Origin of the sequence: Bacteroides caecimuris, from assembly GCF_001688725.2 — a bacterium.
Classification (GTDB): Bacteria; Bacteroidota; Bacteroidia; order Bacteroidales; family Bacteroidaceae; genus Bacteroides; species Bacteroides caecimuris.
Genome location: NZ_CP015401.2, coordinates 15,290 through 37,284, shown reverse-complemented (window position 1 = coordinate 37,284; position 21,995 = coordinate 15,290). Strand labels below are relative to the sequence as shown.

14 protein-coding genes are annotated in these 21,995 nt (G+C 39.6%); all 14 read left to right on the top strand.

Features of this window, described 5'->3' with window-relative positions; genetic code table 11:
- Positions 1 to 11: 11 nt before the first annotated feature.
- The 14 genes from A4V03_RS00125 (at position 12) to A4V03_RS00065 (ending at position 21,972) form a co-directional block, all read left to right on the top strand.
- Positions 12 to 3,194: a SusC/RagA family TonB-linked outer membrane protein gene (locus tag A4V03_RS00125; protein ID WP_065537478.1), complete on the top strand. Its 3,183-nt coding sequence runs from the start codon at positions 12 to 14 to the stop codon at positions 3,192 to 3,194.
- Positions 3,195 to 3,207: 13 nt separating this feature from the next.
- Positions 3,208 to 4,890, top strand: a complete 1,683-nt coding sequence (locus A4V03_RS00120) for a RagB/SusD family nutrient uptake outer membrane protein (protein ID WP_065540208.1) — start codon at positions 3,208 to 3,210, stop codon at positions 4,888 to 4,890.
- 21 nt (positions 4,891 to 4,911) lie between these two features.
- Positions 4,912 to 6,732 carry a DUF5018 domain-containing protein gene (locus A4V03_RS00115; protein WP_065537477.1) on the top strand — a complete coding sequence of 607 codons (1,821 nt, stop codon included), beginning with the start codon at positions 4,912 to 4,914 and terminating at the stop codon, positions 6,730 to 6,732.
- A 105-nt stretch (positions 6,733 to 6,837) separates the two neighbouring features.
- Complete coding sequence (locus A4V03_RS00110) at positions 6,838 to 7,923, top strand: Gfo/Idh/MocA family protein (RefSeq protein WP_065537476.1); 1,086 nt, start codon at positions 6,838 to 6,840, stop codon at positions 7,921 to 7,923.
- 55 nt (positions 7,924 to 7,978) lie between these two features.
- A complete protein-coding gene (locus tag A4V03_RS00105) occupies positions 7,979 to 8,956 on the top strand; it encodes an IS982 family transposase (protein ID WP_065537475.1) in 978 nt (325 codons plus the stop codon).
- Positions 8,957 to 8,971: 15 nt separating this feature from the next.
- Positions 8,972 to 10,444 (top strand): Gfo/Idh/MocA family protein, encoded by a 1,473-nt coding sequence (locus A4V03_RS00100; protein ID WP_065537474.1) that lies wholly within the window; start codon positions 8,972 to 8,974, stop codon positions 10,442 to 10,444.
- A 23-nt stretch (positions 10,445 to 10,467) separates the two neighbouring features.
- Positions 10,468 to 11,340, top strand: coding sequence for a 3-keto-disaccharide hydrolase (locus A4V03_RS00095; RefSeq protein WP_065537473.1), 873 nt, complete (start codon positions 10,468 to 10,470; stop codon positions 11,338 to 11,340).
- Positions 11,341 to 11,521: 181 nt separating this feature from the next.
- Complete coding sequence (locus tag A4V03_RS21425; protein WP_306821710.1) at positions 11,522 to 11,767, top strand: hypothetical protein; 246 nt, start codon at positions 11,522 to 11,524, stop codon at positions 11,765 to 11,767.
- An 18-nt stretch (positions 11,768 to 11,785) separates the two neighbouring features.
- Positions 11,786 to 13,399, top strand: coding sequence for a beta-N-acetylhexosaminidase (locus tag A4V03_RS00090; RefSeq protein WP_065537471.1), 1,614 nt, complete (start codon positions 11,786 to 11,788; stop codon positions 13,397 to 13,399).
- A 15-nt stretch (positions 13,400 to 13,414) separates the two neighbouring features.
- Entirely contained in the window at positions 13,415 to 14,839 is a 1,425-nt protein-coding gene (locus A4V03_RS00085) for a sialate O-acetylesterase (RefSeq protein ID WP_065537470.1), read from the top strand.
- Between the two features lie 16 nt (positions 14,840 to 14,855).
- Complete coding sequence (locus A4V03_RS00080; protein ID WP_065537469.1) at positions 14,856 to 17,105, top strand: alpha-amylase family protein; 2,250 nt, start codon at positions 14,856 to 14,858, stop codon at positions 17,103 to 17,105.
- Between the two features lie 26 nt (positions 17,106 to 17,131).
- A complete protein-coding gene (locus A4V03_RS00075) occupies positions 17,132 to 19,156 on the top strand; it encodes a DUF6259 domain-containing protein (RefSeq protein ID WP_236588687.1) in 2,025 nt (674 codons plus the stop codon).
- Between the two features lie 37 nt (positions 19,157 to 19,193).
- Positions 19,194 to 20,804 (top strand): phosphodiester glycosidase family protein, encoded by a 1,611-nt coding sequence (locus tag A4V03_RS00070; protein ID WP_055299859.1) that lies wholly within the window; start codon positions 19,194 to 19,196, stop codon positions 20,802 to 20,804.
- A gap of 91 nt (positions 20,805 to 20,895) precedes the next feature.
- Entirely contained in the window at positions 20,896 to 21,972 is a 1,077-nt protein-coding gene (locus tag A4V03_RS00065) for an SGNH/GDSL hydrolase family protein (RefSeq protein ID WP_065537467.1), read from the top strand.
- The last annotated feature ends 23 nt before the right edge of the window (positions 21,973 to 21,995 follow it).

Sequence of the window (21,995 nt, the reverse complement as noted above, 5' to 3'; positions counted from 1 at the left end):
AATTTTATCTTATGATAGAACAATGCTTTAAGCAAAAAAGTAGTTTCCGAACAATCAGAATCATACTATTCTCATTGTCGATGCTTTTTGCGTATGCCACAAATGGCTATGCCCAGAACATGGTTAGGGGAGTCGTCACAGACGTGACCGGTGATCCGTTGCCAGGAGTCAGCGTCGTTGTCAAAGGTACGACCACAGGTACCACTACCGATATTGACGGTAGATACTCTATCAATGTACCTTCCACAGGTACATTAATCTTCTCATACATTGGTATGGCCAAACACGAAGTTAAAACACAAGGACAAACAACCATCAATGTCAGCTTGTCAGAAGATGTATCAAGTTTGAATGAAGTTGTTGTAGTAGGCTATGGAACTCAAAAGAAAGTCCACTTGACAGGTTCTGTCGCTTCCGCTTCCTCAAAGGAAATATTAAAAACCACAGCAAGTAATATTTCACAAGCCTTGGTCGGGAAATTACCAGGTTTAGTAAGCCAACAATCTACCGGGCAGCCTGGAGCTGATGATGTATCTTTCTTAGTACGAGGTTATTCATCTTACAACGGTACTAGTACCCCATTAGTATTAGTTGATGGAGTAGAACGTGAAATGGCACGCATAGATGCGTCAGATATAGAATCTGTTACTATTTTAAAAGATGCTTCGTCTTGTGCTGTGTACGGTATGAAAGGAGCCAATGGAGTTATATTAATTACAACCAAACAGGGAACAGAAGGTAAGCCTGTAATCACTTATCGAGGCAGTGTTACTTTCAACCATGCGACTAACCTCCCTAAAATGATGAATGGTACACAATACATGCAATACTACAACTTAGCACGTCAACTAGACAATATAGCAAATGGCTTGGAACCTGGTGAAGGATTTTTCACTGATGAAGAGATTGCAGCAACCTACAATGGGGACCCGACAGACGGATATGAAAATACAGACTGGACATCGCCCATATACAAAACTACTATGATGCATCAACATAACCTTTCTGTCAGTGGAGGTACAGATAAAACTAAATACTTTATCAGTGGTGGATTCCTACGCCACAATGGTATCATCAAAGACCATAAAAATCAACGTGGTAACTTCCGGTCCAATATCACAACAGAAATCAATAGAAACCTCAATGTTCAGTTAAATATTGCTGGCAATATACAAGATTACTATCGACCAGGAGGATATACTTATGAAAACCAAAAAGGTTACAATCTCTTCCATTTAATGTTATATTCACTACCTTATGTTCCTCAAGAATATAATGGGTATCCCACCTCCGGTTACCGTCAATCCGGTAGTGCAGCCAACGCTGTATATGGATCAGCTAACTCAGGATTTGAAAAAGCACGTAATATCCGACTGGAAACATCTGCCAAAATAGAATACTCATTCCCCTTCTTAAAAGGTCTAAAAGCAAGTATGTTTGCAAGTTGGGACTATTATGATGGAGATGGCAAAACATTTACTTATGCCTATGATTTAATGGCATTCACTCCGGCAGATAAAAACAACGCCAACAAAGGGAATGGATATTCACTGGTAAAAAGCGCAAATCTTTCACCAGAAGGAAATATGTATGTAGGGAATAACAAGAGACAAAAGGTAATGCTACGTCCTTCTATTTCTTATAACAACAAAATTGGTTTGCATGATATAGGAGCATTATTTCTTTACGAACAAAAGAAAGAAAACTCAAGTTCACTATCAGGAAGCCGCAAGGATTTTGATATATTTGACCTTCCTGAATTAAACTTCGGTGATGCCGCAACAGCTATCATTAACGGGTCATCTGGTAAATCTGCATATGCTGGATACGTGGGACGTTTAAATTATGCCTATGACAACAAATATCTAGTAGAAGCTTCTTTCCGCTACGATGGTTCCTACCTTTTCGCTGAAGGTCAACGATGGGGATTCTTTCCTTCCGTCTCTTTAGGATGGGTTGCCTCTGAAGAAGACTTCTTCAAAGACTTACTCCCTAAAATCGATTACTTTAAGCTTAGAGGTTCAGTCGGAATATTAGGAAATGATAATGTAGATCCTTTCTTGTATCGTAAACTATATGAACTAAACGGCAACAATGTAGCTTTCGGAACCAGCCCATCTTCACAAGGTACATTATCCAATAAAGTGGCTTATCCAATGACCGATCTAACATGGGAAAAATGCCGTACAATCAATCTTGGATTTGAAATGAATGCCTGGAATGGTTTATTAGGGGTAGAATTTGATGTATTCTATAAATATACTTATGATATTCTCCAAAACATTACTTCCATCTATCCGGCATCTCTAGGAGGTCATGTACCCACCCGAATGAATGACGGAACTTTCGACAACAAAGGTTTCGAATTAATACTAAAACACCGCAATCAAATTGGTGATTTTAACTATAGCTTAACCGGGAATTTAACATATGCACATAACCGTATATTAAGCAAAAGACAAGCTGACGGTACATTACCTTGGCAAAGCACCTTGGGGAGTTCAATAGGAGATGTATGGGGGTTGAAATCGATGGGGTTATATCAAACTCAAGAGGAACTAGATAATGCTCCCAAACCTATTGGAACTAAACCACGCTTAGGTGATATCCGCTATATGGACATCAATGGAGATGGCCAGATTAATTCACAAGACCAAGTGAAGATTGCACGTAATTCACGTCCTGAACTGATGTTTGCCCTAATGGCCGATGCCAATTATAAAGGATTCGACTTATCTATTCAACTACAGGGAGCTGCCCTTTGCGACAAAATGCTGCAACAAAACTGGTATAATCTAAACGGTGTTACAGACCAAACTCCTTTAACCAAGCCTTTCTACGCAGGAGTAGACAATGCTCCACTTTATTTAGTAGAAAACAGTTGGAGACCTGACAACATTAATGCAGAATATCCACGGCTATCAATAAGTCCTGGAACCAATAACGCCCAGATTTCAGACTACTGGAAAAGAAATGGCGCATACCTACGTTTGAAAAATGTTGTGCTAGGATACACATTCCCTAAACAATGGATGAGTAAACTTGGTGTCGGTAGCCTCAGAATATATGCAAGCGGTCAGAACCTACTAACTTTTACAGAATTTAAATACCTAGATCCTGAAAGTGCCAATGTAATTACCGGCTATTACCCACAACAACGTACTTTCAGTGTAGGTGTTGATGTTTCATTCTAAACAGACTATTCATATGAAAAATATAAAAAAATACATATTAGGTATGGCTACAGCTTTATGTTTATGCCAGTCATGCGACGTATTGGATATTGATCCTACTGGAAATTACAGTGAAACTACCGCTTTTAATTCTATCAAAAATCTAGACTTATATGTAAAAGGTTTTTATAGCATATTCTACGTAAACTCACAATTATACGTAGATGCGAACTGTTTGATGGATGACGGAGCTAGTGATTTGATCAAATATTCATGGTATGGAGTAGATGGAGGTAAAATGAATCGTTTCTTCTATCAAAGCAACTTCGTAACTCCTCAAGGCAATTTCCGTTCTAACTGGAATGATATGTATACTCGTATCCGCCAGTTGAATGAATATTTTTATGACTTAAAAAAATATGGGAACGGATTAAATCCGGAAGAAGTAGCTGCACGTACTGCAGAGGTCCGTTTCATGCGTGCTTTTGCTTATCAAGAATTGGTTATTCGACATGGAGGCGTAATTCTACGCACATCTGAGGAGTATATAGACGGCCCAGAAGAAAGAGCAAAAGCTCGTTCATCGGAAACCGAATGCTGGGATTTCATATTGGAAGAATACAAAAAAGCCGCTAATGATTTACCTGAATCATGGGCAAATAGTGACGCCGGACGTTTAACTAAAGGAGCAGCTTATGGCATGCAAGCACGTGCAGCCTTGTATGCGAAACGCTGGGATAAAGCAATTGAAGCGTGTGAAGAAGTATTAAAACTAGACTATACATTACTTCCCGGCACGAGTTATGAAAGCTATTATAAGATCTTCACATCAGTCAATAACAAAGAACTAATATTGCCCGTATATTACGAAAAAGGACAAAATAAGAAACAACATAATTTTGATACATATTTTTGTCCGCCATTTGACTCTAAGCCATGGACGGGTGGAGCTAATAACGGAGCTGCAGCTACTCCTTCAGATGAATATGCATCATCTTTTGACATTAAAGTTAATGGTGTGTATCAAGCTTTTGACTGGGATAAGCTTAACGTTTATGGAAACAAACCTTTTGATAATCGCGAGCCTCGCTTTTACGCTTCTATTTTATATAACGGGGCTTCATGGAAAGGACGCACTCTACAGCTATATGTTGACGGTGATGACGGATATATGGACTTCTCCACAGCTGGACAAGACAATGTTCATAGATCAACTACGGGCTATATCTTTCGCAAATTCATGAGTAATGACCCTGAATACAACTTTACTAATGTCTTAAGCGGCCAATATTGGATAGAAATGCGATTGGCAGAAATATATCTGATCCGTTCAGAAGCATATGCCCGCCAAAATGAATTTGAAAAAGCATATGCTGATTTAAAAACAATCCGTGACCGCGTAGGATTACCCCAATTAGAACAAAAAAATAATTGGAGTGACTACCTAACTGATTTAGCCAAAGAACGTATTTGTGAATTAGGTCTGGAAGGTCATCGTTATTTTGACTTGATCCGTTGGGGGATTGCCGTACAAACGCTTAACCAAAAACGTCTGCATGGTATCAAGATAGAGAAAAAAGGTAATGATTTCGTTTATGAAAAAGTAGAATGTGACACACAAGATCGTTTGTTCCCGGAAAGATATACTATCTTCCCTATTCCTTTTAGCGAGTTGCAAACTAACATTCTTTGCGAACAAAATGATTTGTGGAAATAATATTATTTAAAAAGAAGAATTATGAAAATGAAATATTTATTTCACGGTTTATTAGCTTCAATCCTTCTCATTACTGCATGTCAAGAGCCAGATGATTTGGTAAGAAGCGATAGTGAAAACATTAATATTCTTTCTGTCAAAGGATCTCTAATATCCGATGCAGACAAGCAATATGATGCTATTGTCGATGAAGCAAATGGTACTATCACAGTACAGGTCCCTTATTATATCTCGGATACTGAAAAAATTCAAGGAGACTTGACTCAAATGAAAGTTACTGCAAACATGCCCACAGGTGCAAGATTCGAGCCTGAAATCTCTGGCATTCATGATTTGGTTGCAGGCTTCCAATCTACATTAATCAAAGAAGATGGAATAAAAATCCCTTACACTTTCAAAGCGATTTATGCAAAATCAAAATCAGCGCTCATTACTAAAATAGTGTTACCGGATATACCAAATCCATTGATCACAATCAAATCGCCTGAAAACGAAGGTGAAAATGGGATTATCGTTATTTATAAAACATCTTCCTCCATTGATGCTGCTATACGTTCGGCACAACTATTTTCCTCACCATGGGCTACTATTGAATCAACAGCTATGGACTCAGAAGGTAATATTGATTTAAGCCAAATGGCAGACATCTATGTTATCGCACAAGATGGAGTTACCAAGCAGAAGTATACTGTCGAAATCCAAACTCCTTCTTTCGTTGCTCCAGGAAGAATCGGCTATAAATCCTTATTATTCGGATTCCAAACAACCCCTGCTGATCCTAGAGGTTTCGTTCCTACAAATAACCGTAGTCTAGCCATAGTTAACAATTATTTGATAGTAAGTAGTACAACCTTAGACTTTGTAGTCCTAAACCGTTATAGCGGTGAACATCTGAAAGATATACAAGTTAATACGACAGGATTGCCTACCGGACTTATCCATGCAATCACACAAGACGATGCCAACCACATGGTAGCCATAACTTTCTGTGCAGCTAATAACCCATGGAGCAAAAATCAGTTATTCGAGATTTATGTTTGGAAAAACGGCATTACCAATCCACCAACAAAAATTATGTCCGAAGATATTCTCACTAGTGATGTTTTTGCTCAGTTCCGTAGTACCAATGCTAGTGTTGCAACTACAGGAACGTGGGATATGGGACGTACCGTATCTATAAAAGGAGACATTACAAACGGAACTGCCATATTAATGTCATTAGCAAATAATGTAATGAACCGGGTTCTTCGGGTAAAAACAGAAGATGGAAAAGTTATCTCCGTACATGGCTCAGCCAAAGGTCTCTATAGCTGGTACCTGCAAAGTAAACCTATTCCTATGACAACAGAAGACGAATGTGATTATATTATGAGCTCCAACAATGCCCGAAAGAATGTGATCTATACTCCCAAAGAAGGAAGTCAGATAATATTTGATCCTAAAGGTAATTGGTGGGGTGGTAGTCTGATTGGTACAGCATATACCGAATTTAATGGTGTAAAACTAGTGGCTGTCCAAAATTCCAACACAATTTCCAAACCTCAATATTGTCGCCTTTGCATAGGAAATATAACTTCTATGACTACGACGGCAATGGCAGACGCACAAATAATGGATTCACGCTTGGACAATTATGACCCAGCATTCGGACCAACTGGACCCAATGGGAATAACAGTTCTCTAACCGGAATGACTTCATTCTATAATGCAATCGGTGAAAATCCAAACTCAACAGGCGACATAGCTATCGGTCATAGTGCTGACGGTAACTCTATACAAGTTTACATGTTAACTACTGACCATGGTATTATAGCATATGAATTAACGAAGTATAATCTATAATCATTGTTTCAATCAAAAGTCGATATTGCCCCAAAAGCTTATCGACTTTTGATTTCCTAAAATTGGAATTGTTTATCTATATTCCTGTAAATATTATAATTGGTCATGAAAATAAAAGTTGGTCTGATAGGTTTTGGGCGCATGGGACAGTTTTATCTAAAAGAAATGCAAAAAAGCGGTCAATGGGACATTGTATACATCTGTGATGTAAATACAGATGCTCTAGAACTTGCCAAATTATTATCACCCGAATCCAAAACCATCACAGATGAACGTATTGTCTTCGCAGATAAGAATGTACAGGTAGTAGGTCTCTTTGCACTCGCTGACTCTCGAAAAAGACAAATCGAGCAAGCTATTCAAAGTGGAAAACATATCATATCAGAGAAACCAGTGTCTGATACCATTGATAAAGAATGGGAAGTAGTAAATCTCACAGAAAAGTATGATCGCTTCTCCACTGTCAATTTATATCTACGCAATTCTTGGTATCACCAGACTATCAAACAGTTTATTGAACAAGGTAAAATCGGAGAATTAGCAATTCTTCGTATTTGCCATATGACTCCCGGACTTGTTCCTGGTGAAGGCCACGAATATGAAGGTCCGGCATTCCACGATTGCGGAATGCATTATGTAGATATTGCCCGATGGTATGCTAACAGTGAATACAAAACCTGGCATGCACAAGGAGTCAACATGTGGAACTATAAAGAACCTTGGTGGATACAATGTCATGGGACCTTTCAGAACGGAATAGTATTTGATATTACACAGGGGTTTGTATATGGCCAATTATCAAAAAACCAGACACACAATTCCTATGTTGATATTATTGGTACAAAGGGAATTGTACGCATGACGCATGATTTCCAAACTGCTGTAGTTGATCTTCACGGAGTTCACGAAACACTACACTTAGAAAGACCATTTGGCGGTAAGAACATAGATGTATTATGCAAATTATTTGCTGATTCCATCAAAACAGGAAAACGTAATCCCCGACTACCATTCATACGAGATTCCGCTATTGCCTCAGAGAATGCATGGCTCTTTCTGAAAGATGCCCACCAGCATGTTCTTCCGGCAATTGGTGAGCTACAAACTCTTGAAGAAATCCGTGAACGAAGGAAACACCTGAAAAATGGATACGGACTACTACAGAGCCATAGGTATAATCTTATTAAATAAATACAATAATACTATGTCAACTCGTTGGTTGAATTAAAGTTTTAAATATTTACAAATGAAAAAGTTGCACAATTCACAGATTATTAGTAAATTAGTGGTGACCAAACTACTAAGTACTATTACACTGCTTATGCGCAACTTCATAGCAAATTTCGTCAGAATCCTCAAAATATGCAAGGATTTCGCTGGAAATCGTGTTAATGAACTCGGAAACGTCCCAAGATGTGGTGTTATCCCCAAGTTCTCGGACCTCGAAGTAATTGCTCTCGGCATAACCGCCGAAGCCTTCGGATTCGACAGCGAGAATCTTCTTTTTCATCGATTGCATAATGAGTGTAAGGAGGATTTTCCAAACCTGATCAGTCGGAGACAGTTCAATGCCCGACGTAAGTTTACGGCACGACTTGCAGAAGAAATCCGCAAGGATGTAGCCGGAGCCATTGATGGATCCGAAGATGTGTTCTGCATTGATTCCAAACCTGTAAAGGTATGCCAGAACGCACGGGCGAAACGATGCACCATGGGACAAGACAATCCCGATGCGGCTCCTGACTGGGGATACTGCGCTTCGCAAGGCTTGCATTACTATGGATATAAGCTCCATGCAGTCTGCGGAATACGTGGTGTTATCCATTCTTTTGACATGACTGCCGCAAGCGTCCATGACCTTCATTATCTCAAGGACGTACGCTGGGAATATCATGATTGCATGATGCTTGGAGACAAAGGCTATCTCAGTGCTGAGATTCAGAAGAATCTCTTTGAGGCAGCAAATATCACTCTTGAAGTTCCATATCGGCTTAATCAGAAAAACTGGCGTCCGCCCACATGGGCATACAAGAGGTTCCGTAAACGTATCGAAACGATATTCTCTCAGCTCAACGACAATCTTATGATGATACGAAACTACGCAAAGCAATCCTGCGGTCTTTTCACCCGAATGGCAGGCAAAATCGCTGCAATGACGTTCATGCAATATGTCAATTTCGTTAATCATCGTCCGATTGGGCAGATAAAATATTCTCTAATTTAATTCAACCAACAGGTTATGTCAGATTTTTCAAGAAGAAAATTCCTAAAAACTGGAGCTGCCGCATTAGCCGGTATCACAATAGCTCCTAATTCAATTCTAGGTATGAGCCATGGCCATATCTCACCCAGTGATAAGTTAAACATCCTTGGCATTGGAATTGGTGGACGTGGTGCTAGTGCAATCCGCAGCATGTCCAGCCAAAATATTATTGGGCTTTGTGATGTAGACTGGAAATATAGCGGACATGTATTTGATGAATACCCTAAAGCAAAACGTTATTATGATTATCGCAAAATGTTTGATGAATTGGGCAAATCAGCGGACGCTGTAATGATAGCAACCCCTGACCATACCCATGCTCTTATTGCGGCAGAAGCCATCACAATGGGAAAACATATATATTGTGAGAAGCCATTAACACACACCGTATATGAATCACGCCTATTAACCAAACTCGCAGATAAATATAATATTGCTACCCAAATGGGAAACCAAGGCGCTTCAGGAGCTGGTGTCCGCAAGATCTGCGAATGGATATGGAACGGAGAAATTGGTGAAATCACTAAAGTAGAAGCATTTACTGATCGTCCTATCTGGCCCCAAGGACTTAGTCGACCAGACAAGGCAGAAAGAGTACCCAAGACATTAAATTGGGATTTGTTCCTCGGTCCTGCTCAGTACCGTGATTATAATCCTATTTATACTCCTTGGAACTGGCGAGGTTGGTGGGATTTTGGTACAGGTGCATTAGGTGATATGGCATGTCATGTTCTTCATCCGGTATTTAAAGGATTAAAATTAGGATATCCTACTAAAGTACAAGGTAGTTCGACATTGCTTATGACAGATTGTGCTCCCAATGCTCAAATGGTTAAATTCACATTCCCAGCTCGCGATAATATGCCGAAAGTTGCAATGCCAGAAGTGGAAGTTTATTGGTATGATGGCGGCATGAAACCAATGCGTCCAAAAGGTTTCCCTCAAAACAAAAATTTGAATGTAGATGGTGGAGGTGTCATTTTCCACGGAACAAAAGACACATTGATCTGCGGATGCTACGGAAGAAAACCTTGGTTACTCTCCGGTAGAGATCCTAAATGTCCACCAGTATTACGTGAAGTTAAAGAAACTCATGAAATGGACTTTGTACGTGCCTGCAAGGAAAATGCCTCAAGCCGTATTCAGACTACTTCTCCCTTCAAAGAAGCAGGACCTTTCAATGAGATGGTAGTAATGGGAGTACTTGCTATCAGACTTCAATCACTAAATCAAGAATTGTTATGGGATGGTCTCAACATGAAATTCACAAACATAGCCCCTAATGCTACCATCCAAACAGTCATCAAAGATGGCTTTACGATTAAAGATGGGCATCCAACCTTCAATAAACAATGGACAGACCCAATAAATGCTCAAGCATTTGCTCAGGAATTAATCAAGCATACTTACCGAGATGGATGGAAGTTACCGGATATGCCCAATAATTAACTATTAAACATTAATTTAGAATCATGAGAAATCAATTTTATCCACTAATTTATAGTCTTATAGCCGGAGTTTTGGTATCTTGCAACGGCAATAAGAAAGTTGCAGTATCACAAGATGACACCTCATCTAACTTCATAACTTTATCGTGTTCCAAATCATTAAAAGCTTCTGAGATTGACAGTATACAATTTCCCATTGACAAAGATGGCTATATCACCCTTTTTGACGGAGAAACGTTCAAAGGTTGGCGTGGATATGGTAAAGAACAAGTTCCATCTAAATGGACCATCGAAGACGGTAGTATTAAATTCAATGGGAGTGGTATTGGAGAAGCTCAAAATAGTGACGGTGGTGACCTAATCTTCGCACATAAATTTAAAAACTTTGAACTGGAATTAGAATGGAAAATATCCAAAGGCGGTAATTCCGGAATTTTCTACTTAGGACAAGAAGTCACATCTAAAGACAAAGATGGAAACGATCGATTAGAAATGCTTTTTATGTCTGCACCTGAATACCAGATATTAGATAATGCAGTTCACCCAGATGCTCAATTAGGCAAAAGCAATAATCGGCAATCAGCTTCTTTATATGACTTGATCCCTGCTATTCCACAAAATGCCAAACCTGCCGGAGAATGGAATAAAGCAAAAATTATGGTATACAAAGGTACGGTTGTTCATAGCCAAAACGATGAGAACGTTCTTGAATATCATCTATGGACACGAGAATGGACAGATTTACTGCAATCCAGTAAGTTTAGCGAGCAAGAACGTCCTTTAGCATTTCAATTATTAAATAACTGTGGTGGTGACAACAGAGAAGGATTCATTGGCTTTCAAGATCATGGTGATGACGTATGGTATCGTAACATCCGCATAAAAATCCTTGATTAATTATTGTTAACATTATCAAGAGAGGATTTCTATTACAAAAATTTATAGTAACCTCTCTTGATATAAAATATAAAACATTTATTTATACTATGCCATCCTTCTTCCAAGAAATACAAGAGCAACTGCATCATTACTTAATTCATATAAGATCCCGACATATGCTCTGAAAACAGGAGAATTATTGCATTATCAAATTTCATTAATAAGCTTGGAAGCGTTGATTATATGTATTTCGCAGTCTGAAAAAAAGCTACGAAGTAATCAAACTAATAAAAAAGATACAAAGAGAAAAACAAAAGAAGTCGTAAATCCGGTATTCTGGAGTGATAACTTCATTCCATTGTTCCCTAATGAGACCCGTACCATCACTGCGACAGTATCCATAGAGGATTTACATGGAGAAAATCCTATAATTATTATTAAATAACTAATAAAACCAAGAAACATGAAACTATTACTTACAACCTTGGCAATAGTCTATCTAAGTTTGTTCATGAGCCTGCAAGCACAAGAACAGGTACGGGTTATCCCCTATCCTACTGAAGTCACCATGCAAGCAGAAACGTGTAAACTCAAATCGGGTCAGAAAATCCACTATCTGGATGCCAGTTTATATAAAGAAGCAGCATTCCTTGAAAAGGAACTCGCTGATTTAAACTATAAAATGAAAGTAATCCCCGGCAAAAAAGCTGCGAAAGGAATCAACTTATCATTAGACAATAGACTGCAAAACAAAGAGGGCTATCAGCTGATTATCGCCCCCAAACAGGTCCTAATCAAAGGAGGAAGTCCAGCTGGAGTTTTCTATGGTATTCAAACGCTATTACAGCAGTTAACCTACGGAGATCTAAGATGTGGAACGATAGAAGACGCCCCGCGTTATGAATGGAGAGGATATATGCTTGATGAAGCACGTCACTTTTCCGGCGAAAAAAGGGTAAAACAAATCCTTGACCTGATGGCATATTATAAGATGAATCGCTTCCATTGGCATCTGACAGACGCACAAGGATGGAGAATCGAAATTAAACAATACCCTAAACTGGCAACTATAGGAGGAGAAGGTTGCCATAGTGATCCAGATACACCGGCACAATATTATACACAAGAGCAGATCCGTGATATCATAGCATATGCCAAAGAACGTCATATTGAAATTATACCCGAAATAGACATGCCCGGACATGCCACAGCAGCCAATAAAGCTTACCCGGAATACTCAGGCGGAGGAACGGAAGAACATCCGGAATTCACTTTTAACGTCGGCAAAGAAGAAACTTATACTTATCTGACTAATATACTAAAAGAAATAGCTGCCTTATTCCCTTCTCCATATTTACATATCGGAGGCGACGAAGTAGCTTACGGAATCAAGGCATGGGAAACAGACCCACATGTACAAGCACTATTGAAACGCGAAGGGTTACAAACTGTAAAGGAAGCAGAACGCTACTTTATGCATAGAATGACAGATGTAGTAAACTCACTAGGTAAAACTTTAGTCGGTTGGGATGAACTTCTCGACTTGAATGTAAAGCAAGATAATACTATCATTATGTGGTGGAGGCATGATAAACCCGATTACCTGCGCAAATCACTGACCAAAGGATATTCGACTATCATGTGTCCGCGCAAACCGCTTTATTTTGACTTCGTACAATATAAAGACCACAAATGGGGACGAATCTGGGACGGATTCTGCCCAATAGAAGATGTATATGCTTTCCCCGACAAATGGTTTGCCGAATGGGGAGTGTCAGCCTCTGACCTCTCACATGTCAAAGGCATACAGGCCAATACATGGACGGAACTAATGCATACTAAAGATCGGGTAGATTTCATGATCTTTCCCCGCCTCTGCGCACTGGCAGAATCAGCTTGGTCCGCACCGACAGTCAAAGACTACGACAAGTTCCTGTCACGTATGGAAGATGCATTCACCTTATTTGATAAGCTGAATATTTATTACTTTGATTATCGTAATCCTCAGCACCATCCGGAACCGGCTGGTCCTGTCATCAAAAAGAAAGAAAAAATACAAATGGATTTCCGTGACTAAAAAAAGAAATGCTACATGAAGATTCTTATCTACTTTTTAATAATTGTACTGTGGAGCATCAATATGGAGGCAAAAGTCAAATTGCCTCCACTACTTAGTGACAATATGGTCTTACAGCAAAAAAGCAATGTACGAATCTGGGGAAAAGCGACTCCAAATTCTACTGTTGTAGTAACTCCTTCATGGGCAAATAAGGAAGTCAAAACCCATGCTGACGAAAAGGGGTGTTGGGAATTACAGATCACAACGCCTGCTGCCAGTTTCGAAGAACATACATTAACACTGACGGATGGAGAACAATCTGTCACTTTGCAGCACCTCCTGGTCGGAGAAGTCTGGTTATGTGCCGGACAATCAAATATGGTAATGCCTTTGAACGGATTTGATTATTGTCCCATAAGCGACTCCAATAATGTCATAGCAGATGCTCCCAATCATCCGGGAATACGAATGGTAACCATAAAGCCGACAGTAAAACTATCTCCGCAGGAGTATGCAGAAGGAAGCTGGCAGCAACCAACTACGGAAAATGCTCCGAAGTTTAGTGCAGCCGCCTATCATTATGCATTAACTTTACAACGGACCTTGCAGATTCCTATAGGAGTTATCACCTGTGCATGGGGAGGCTCAAGAGTAGAAGGTTGGCTACCTAAGGAAATACTACAAACCTACAAGGATGAAGACCTGACTTTAATAGGAAGTGACAAGACACCAGTCTATTTACAATCGATGTTAATGTATAATGGAATTTTATACCCCTGTCACAAATATACAATAAAAGGTTTTATCTGGTATCAAGGAGAAAGTAATGTAAGAAGTAGCAGAACATACGCCGAACGCCTAGCTACAATGGTAAAACATTGGCGATCAATATGGAAACAAGGAGACCTGCCTTTCTACTATGTTGAGACAGTCCCATTTGCCTGTGAATATAAAGAAGATGGCTACATAGGAGCATTATTGCGGGAAGCTCAACAAAAGGCGCTTTCACTCATTCCCAATAGTGGTATGATCGGAACAAACGACTTAGTAGAGACATACGAAGCTCCTCAAGTGCATCCTCACAATAAAAAAGGGATTGGAGAACGCCTCGCATATATGTCCTTGAATAAGACATACGGATATCAGGGAATAGAATCCGAATATCCATCTTATAAAAGCATGAAAATCAACGGAGAGACAATTGAAATCTCCTTTTCCCATGCAGAAAAAGGATTAAGCCCCTGGATGAATATCTCCGGATTTGAGATTGCAGGTTCAGATAAAGTCTTTTATCCGGCAGAGGCCTCTTTAAATCAGAAGGATCATACAGTAATTGTCAAATCCCCAACAGTCAAATCTCCCGTTGCCGTTCGTTACTGTTTTCGGAATTTCCTGAAAGGAAATCTGATTAATACACGCAATCTGCCGGTCAGACCATTTCGCACAGATAAGTGGTAATAAAAACATAAAATAAATGATGAAAAGAATATATTATACATATCCGGTTTTATTAGTCTGGCTTGTGTCGACATTGTTGCCACAATTTTGTATAGCTATGCCTAATGAACAGAAAGAAAACAATAATGTGGTCATAGAGAACGCGGAAATGCGTCTAATTATTAGCAATGACGGAAAAGCACGCAGCCTGATACACAAAGCTACGGGAGAGGAATGTCTGATAACAAATGCAGATGTACCTTTATGCGCTATTACCCAATACCGTCCTTACGATAATGAAAACTTCCTAATGTTTCCTGCAAAGCCACGCACCTTCCCAGCCAATAAAATTGAACGTAACGGAAATGAATTACGTATAGAATTTCAGGATACCTATGACATTGCCATTATAGAGTTAAATATCACAGATTATTATATAGGTTTCACTCTGAAGCAAATTGATTATCGTATCGAAGATTTTGGGGTAAAACGCAAAACTGAAATAGATGAAATCTCATTATTACAATTACCAGTACGTAAACGTGAGAACTTTGGTGAGTGGCTGAATGTATCATGGGATGAACAGACAGCCATATGCCTGCTAGGCACCCATCCGACCACCTATATCGATGCTTTTGCAAACAAGGAATATACTACGATGTATGCAGGACTTGATTTTCAAGTGAAACTATTCAATTCTGGTGCAGCACTGATTACTACTTCAAAAGAAAAACTGCTAACCTGTATTGATAAAGTAGAACGTGACTATCATATGCCTTTAGGAGTAGAAAGTCGCCAACGTAAAGAATATCAGTACTCCTATTATGAGCTACGTGATGTCACGACTAAAAATATAGATGAACATATTGCATATGCTCAAAAAGGTGGTTTCAAATCCATTGTCGTCTATTATGTTGATTTCGCCAAAGCTTGCGGACATTATGAATGGAGAAAAGAATATCCGAATGGAATGAAAGATTTACAGGAAATCACTAATAAAATCAAAGCAGCAGGCATGATACCCGGCATTCATATTCATTATTCCAAAGTAGCAGTGAATGACCCATATATCAACAACGGCATACCGGACTCCCGCACCAACCATGTACGCGAATTTATTCTCTCGGAACCATTAGATGATTCAAGTACTATCATCACTATAGAAGGTAATCCGGAAGGCGTACGTATGGAGAAAGGACGACGTCTCCTGCAAATTGACAACGAGCTTGTCACTTATGAGAACTATACCACCGAACCACCATATCAATTTACGGGATGTGTACGGGGAGTATTTAACTCAAAAGCAGCCTCACATGACAAAGGACAACATTTCAGACTATTGGATGTAGATGACTGGCCCCTGTTTATCCGTGTCAACCAAAATACAGGAATCCAAAAAGAGATTGCCGAACGTTTAGGAAAAATCTACCACGAAGCAGGCTTTCGTTTTGTCTATTTTGATGGTGCGGAAGATGTACCGATGCCTTATTGGTATAATGTCTCCCGCTCTCAGATGATAGTATACAACGAAATGAAACCAACTCCATTATTTGCAGAAGGAGCATTGAAATCACATTATGGATGGCATATTTTAAGTCGTGGGAATGCTTTCGATATATTCCCTCCGGAACGTATCCGTCCGGCAATGAAGAAGTATACACTTCGATGTGCAGAGCAGATAGCCAAAGATTTTACTTCTGTCAATTTCGGATGGGTGAATTACTTGGCTCCCAACGACAAGACAATAGGCATGCAACCAGACATGTATGAATATATTTGCAGCAAAGCTGTCGCATGGAATTCTCCCATATCATTAGTTGGCAATTTAGAAGAGTTACAGAATCATCCTCGTACAGAAGATAACCTGAGAGTTATCAAAATGTGGGAAGAAGCAAAACTTCAAGGTGTCCTGACAGACAAACAGAAAGAATTACTCAAAAATCCCGAACAAGAATATCTTCTGATGAAAGATAAAAAAGGAAATTATCAGTTATACCCCTATCGCCAAATAACCAAGGATGACGAAAAGCCAATCCGGGCATTCATTTTCCAGAAAGCAGGAAGGACTTGTATCATTTATTGGCATATGAACGGTACAGGACAACTCACTCTTGATATAGAAAAAAACAAGCTATCTTTGATGAATGAGAGTGGTAAAAGAATACCTATCCGGTCAGCAGGAAGCAAAAGTATCCTCCCCGCAGCAGGCCGTCTCATATTGGAAACCGCTCTTCCACAAGAGGAAATAATAAAATTATTCAGAAAAAGCATCGAAATTATTAAATAGAAATTATTCATCCTAATCTTTTGTATATGAGAAATATGATAACCAGTATTATTAGCATATTATGCTATTTACAATGTTTTGGAACTTTATCAGCCTCAGTGACTGCTAAAAATGAAAATGGAAACTTTGTATTAAAAAACAAGAATGTTGAATTAGTGTTTGCCAACGGAAAAGAATTCTTATTCAAGGAATTCCGCATGGATGGCATGAACATATTGCCTGTAGATGGAAGTACAACACATCCGTGGCAACTAATCTATCGGGGTCCCAACGGAGAGAACCCGACCTTAATGCCCCGATGGGGCGAATATAAAGGAGGCGAGATACAAAAAACTCAAGATGCCTCAACATTAATATTCACCTGGCAAATGGTTATAGATGCAGGACCGACGTGTCCGGTACGCATATTAGTCACATTAGGTAAAGATGCCGAACTACCGGAATGGCGCATTGAAGCAGAAATGCCGGAAGGATGGGTGATTACAGAATCTGAATTTCCCCGTATTGCTGTAAACAGACCGGAAGGAGCAAAAGGAATTCTTCCTGTCGGATTCGGGACCGAATACACAATCGGCAATGAAGGACAACTGCAATCACGTTATCCTTCGTGTACAGGCACAATGCAATTAGTGCTGATGCATCATAAAGGAGGCACAGTCTACTTTGCCGCACAAGACAAAGGGGGATCTGGCAAAGTATTCAGAATGAAAAGTGAAGGAAAAAGTCTTGTATTTATTCAGAACGTGACAACATCCTATGCCTGGACTCAAAACAAGAAGTTCTGCATTCCTTGGGAAACAGTGATGGGATTTACCAAAAAGGGATGGCAGGACGCTGCAGTACAATGGTATCGTCCATTTACTTTCGAAACACTGTGGGGTGCAAAAACTATTTCAGAACGTCCTATAGCAGAATGGATCAAAAACGCTGATATGTGGCTACGGCCGGGAGAAGTAAATGCTGAAACAATGGAAGCAGTACGTAAAGCGATGAAATACTATGGAAAAGGAGTCGGATTGCATTGGTATTATTGGCACAATCATCGTTTCGATACTAAATATCCGGAATACTTTCCCGAAAAAGCAGGATTCAAAGAAATGATTAAAGAAACACAGGAACTTGGAGGATTTATTACTCCATATATTAACGGTCGTCTATGGGATCCAGCAACAGACAGCTATAAAACGCTTAATGGTAAAGATGCCTCTTGTCGCAAAGCTGATGGTACATTATATACAGAAGTATATAGCTCAAAGGTATTAAATACTGTAACCTGCCCAGCTTCTTATATTTGGAGAGATGTGCTGAAAGGAGTCAACAAACAGATATTAACTGAACTAAAAACGAACGGTGTATATATGGATCAGATAGGTTGCGCCAACAGCGAACCCTGCTATGCAACCAACCACGGACATGCACCTGGCGGTGGTGATTGGTGGCCTTTTGCCTACCGCAGTTTACTCACCGAAATGCGCACAAATCTATACAAAGAGAACCAAGCCATGACAACAGAAGAAAATGCAGAGTGCTATATTGACCTGTTTGACATGATGTTAGTTGTCAATTCTCCGCACAACAGCTATACAAAAATGGTTCCGTTGTTTCCGCTCATTTATTCTGACCGTTGCATCTATAGCGGATACACCTACATCCCTTGGCGTATCACAGACGGTTCTTTGAATTTCATGAGTATGCGTAGTCTGTTATGGGGTTCTCAGTTAGGATGGGTAGAGCCCAGTCTGTTGATGCGCCCAGATGCGAAAAGGGAAGCTAAATTTCTGAAAAATCTGACAGATTTCCGCCGTCAACAACATGATTTATTCTTGGGAGGCCGTTTTATACAGGAAATAATTCCAACTGGTGATAACCCAACGCAAGAGATACCCAACTATGAAATAACTCCGGTAGTATTAGCGGCAGAATGGGCTAGTGTATCAGACGAACACGTATACCTTATAGTAAACATGAGTGAACAAGAACACAAGGTTACACTGCCTAATAAAAAACAAATAACCATCAAAGCACTTGATGCGATCAGAATCAACAAATAAACAGTCTTTGTAATCAAACAATAAATAGTACAGTAAAATGAAACAGATTATATTTATAGCAATATTATTAACATGTGCCTTCGGAGCCTGCTCAAGTGACAATGACGGCGACGAACAGTCTGCAAGCGTACAAGCACCTTCAGACATAACCATAGAAAGAATGGGAAAAACCAAAGTATTACTACGTTGGAAAGACAATAGTAATAATGAAACCGGATTCAGCATCTTATTAAGAAAAGCAGATACCAGTGAAAATATAGAAATAGCCAAGGTAGCCGCAAATGTCACAGAATATACAATCGAAAGTGGTCTGGAAGAAGGAAACATATACTATTTCGGAGTAAGAGCATTCTCGGCTACGAATACTTCACGTGCCATTTACGAGCTCTATCGGTTGGTAGCCCTCGGTGACGAGCCAAGCATCGCAATCATAGGAAGTATCAAAGCAAACTCAACTTGTATCAGTTCCTCTTATCAAGTGACAAACATAGCTGGACAAACCAACGTAAAATATGGTTTATGCTGGAGTACCGAAAACACACCCACTATCAATGATCAAAAGCAAAACGGACCGGAAGTTGCTGAAGACGGAAAAGTATTTCAAGTGATTCCGAATACCTTACTCGACTATGGCAAATCCTATAAAGTACGTGCCTTCCTGACAACCTCTACCGGTACTTATTACAGTGCAGAGTCGACTGTTTCCTTGGAAACAGAGCCACAAGCGATCCAATTGACATGGAATAAACTGACTAAGTCTACATTGCCGGCAGAAATCGAACTGTACGAAACCACCAGTAACTTAAATGGTAGTAATTTCCATGCATGGTACGCCATTGGTGATCTCTCTACCGGTAAGGTAGAAGTACGTGTCCACATACCATCTTCTCCCGCAACCATTGACACGCAATCTGCATCATTCAATGGAGACTGTTATTTATTGGTCAATGGAGGATACTTCTATAATGGAAACCATACAGGAATAGCTGTTATCAATTCCATTAAATCGGGCTCTGTTTCAGCCGTTCGGGGGTCACTAAAAACTGGCGATACAGAATACAACAGTATGTATAATGTGACAAGAGGAACATTCGGCGTAGATGCTTCAGGCAAGCCGAATGTTGTTTGGACAGGAACGGATGCCTCCAGTAATGTTTTCTATTTCGACCGTCCTTTGCCATCTGTCAAAGGAGAAAATAAATATGGAATTGTCACTAATGAAAATCCGACTACCGCAATTAGCTGGAGTCCTAAATATGCTTTAAGTGCAGGTCCTGTATTACTGAAAGACAAAAAAATCCCATTCGATTTTACAGAGACATCAAAGGGCACAGATTACTATCTCAGTAACTATGAAATCATTCCGTATGACATTTTCGGAGCGAATGTAACCCCGGACCGTACAGCAATCGGTTATCGTGAAGATGGAAAAGTGGTCATATTCATATGTGACGGACGTATTACCGCCAGTGGTGGAGCAACTTTAACAGAACTGGCACAAATAATGAAAGGATTAGGCTGTGTAGGAGCTATTAATCTTGACGGCGGAGGTTCTACCGGAATGGTTGTAGGAGACGAACACTTGAATGACATGACCGGAGGAAACCGGGCAGTCGTTTCTACAATTGGATTCTTCAAGAAAAATTAGCCCAATCCGGATATTCATAAAAGCTATAGCAATATACATAGTAGGTTTCTTTTTATGTATATTGCATTGCTTTTATAAACAACCATTTATTATGAAAAGACATATCATCATTTTGCTCATTACATTCTTGTGCTTGCCGGAATATCTGGAAGCTCAATTAAAATATTATGATGCTGCCGAGTTTCCATTGTATGGTAAAGCCACAAAGAATACAGAAAATCGCTACGAACGATTGCCGGATTCATTAAAGCATGTCTCTCGTAAACCGGTATGGAATTTAAGCAGAAACTCCGCAGGATTAGCAATCAGATTTTGCTCCAATTCAACAACAATAGCCACCAAATGGGAGAATTTGAATAATAACCTGATGAATCACATGACACCTACCGGTACTAAAGGACTCGATCTATACACATGGGTAGACGGAGCATGGAGATTTGTGAATAGTGGGCGCCCCACCGGAAAAGTGAATCAAGCCACAATTATAGCAAATATGGAACCGGTCGAGCGAGAATATATGCTATATTTACCTCTTTATGATGGAGTAATTTCATTGTCCATCGGAATAGATGCAGAAGCATCTATATCAGTACCTCGAACGGCAATTCCAGTACGGACTAAACCAATCGTTTTTTATGGAACAAGCATTCTTCAAGGTGGCTGTGCCAATCGTCCTGGGATGGCACATACCAATATCATTTCCCGCCGTCTCAATCGAGAGATCATCAACTTGGGATTCAGTGGAAATGCACTTTTAGACTACGAAATAGCCGAAGTAATGTCTTTAGTAGATGCAGGAGTGTATGTACTAGACTTCGTCCCTAATGCTTCCTCCGATCAGATATATGAGAAAATGGAAACCTTCTATCGCATACTTCGGGATAAGCATCCACGCACTCCGATTATATTTATTGAGGACCCCGTATTCACTCATGCTCTGTTCGACAAGAAAATAGCTATCGAAATAAACAAAAAGAATAAAGCCGTCAACAGTGTCTTCAAATCTCTAAAAACAAAAGGTGAAAAGAATATATACATGATTTCTTCCGAAAAGATGCTTGGAGAAGATGGAGAAGCAACAGTAGACGGTATTCATTTCACAGACTTAGGAATGATGAGATATGCAGACCTTGTTTGTCCGGTTATAAAGAAAGTATTAAAAAAATAATTTACTATGCAGTACATTAAGCA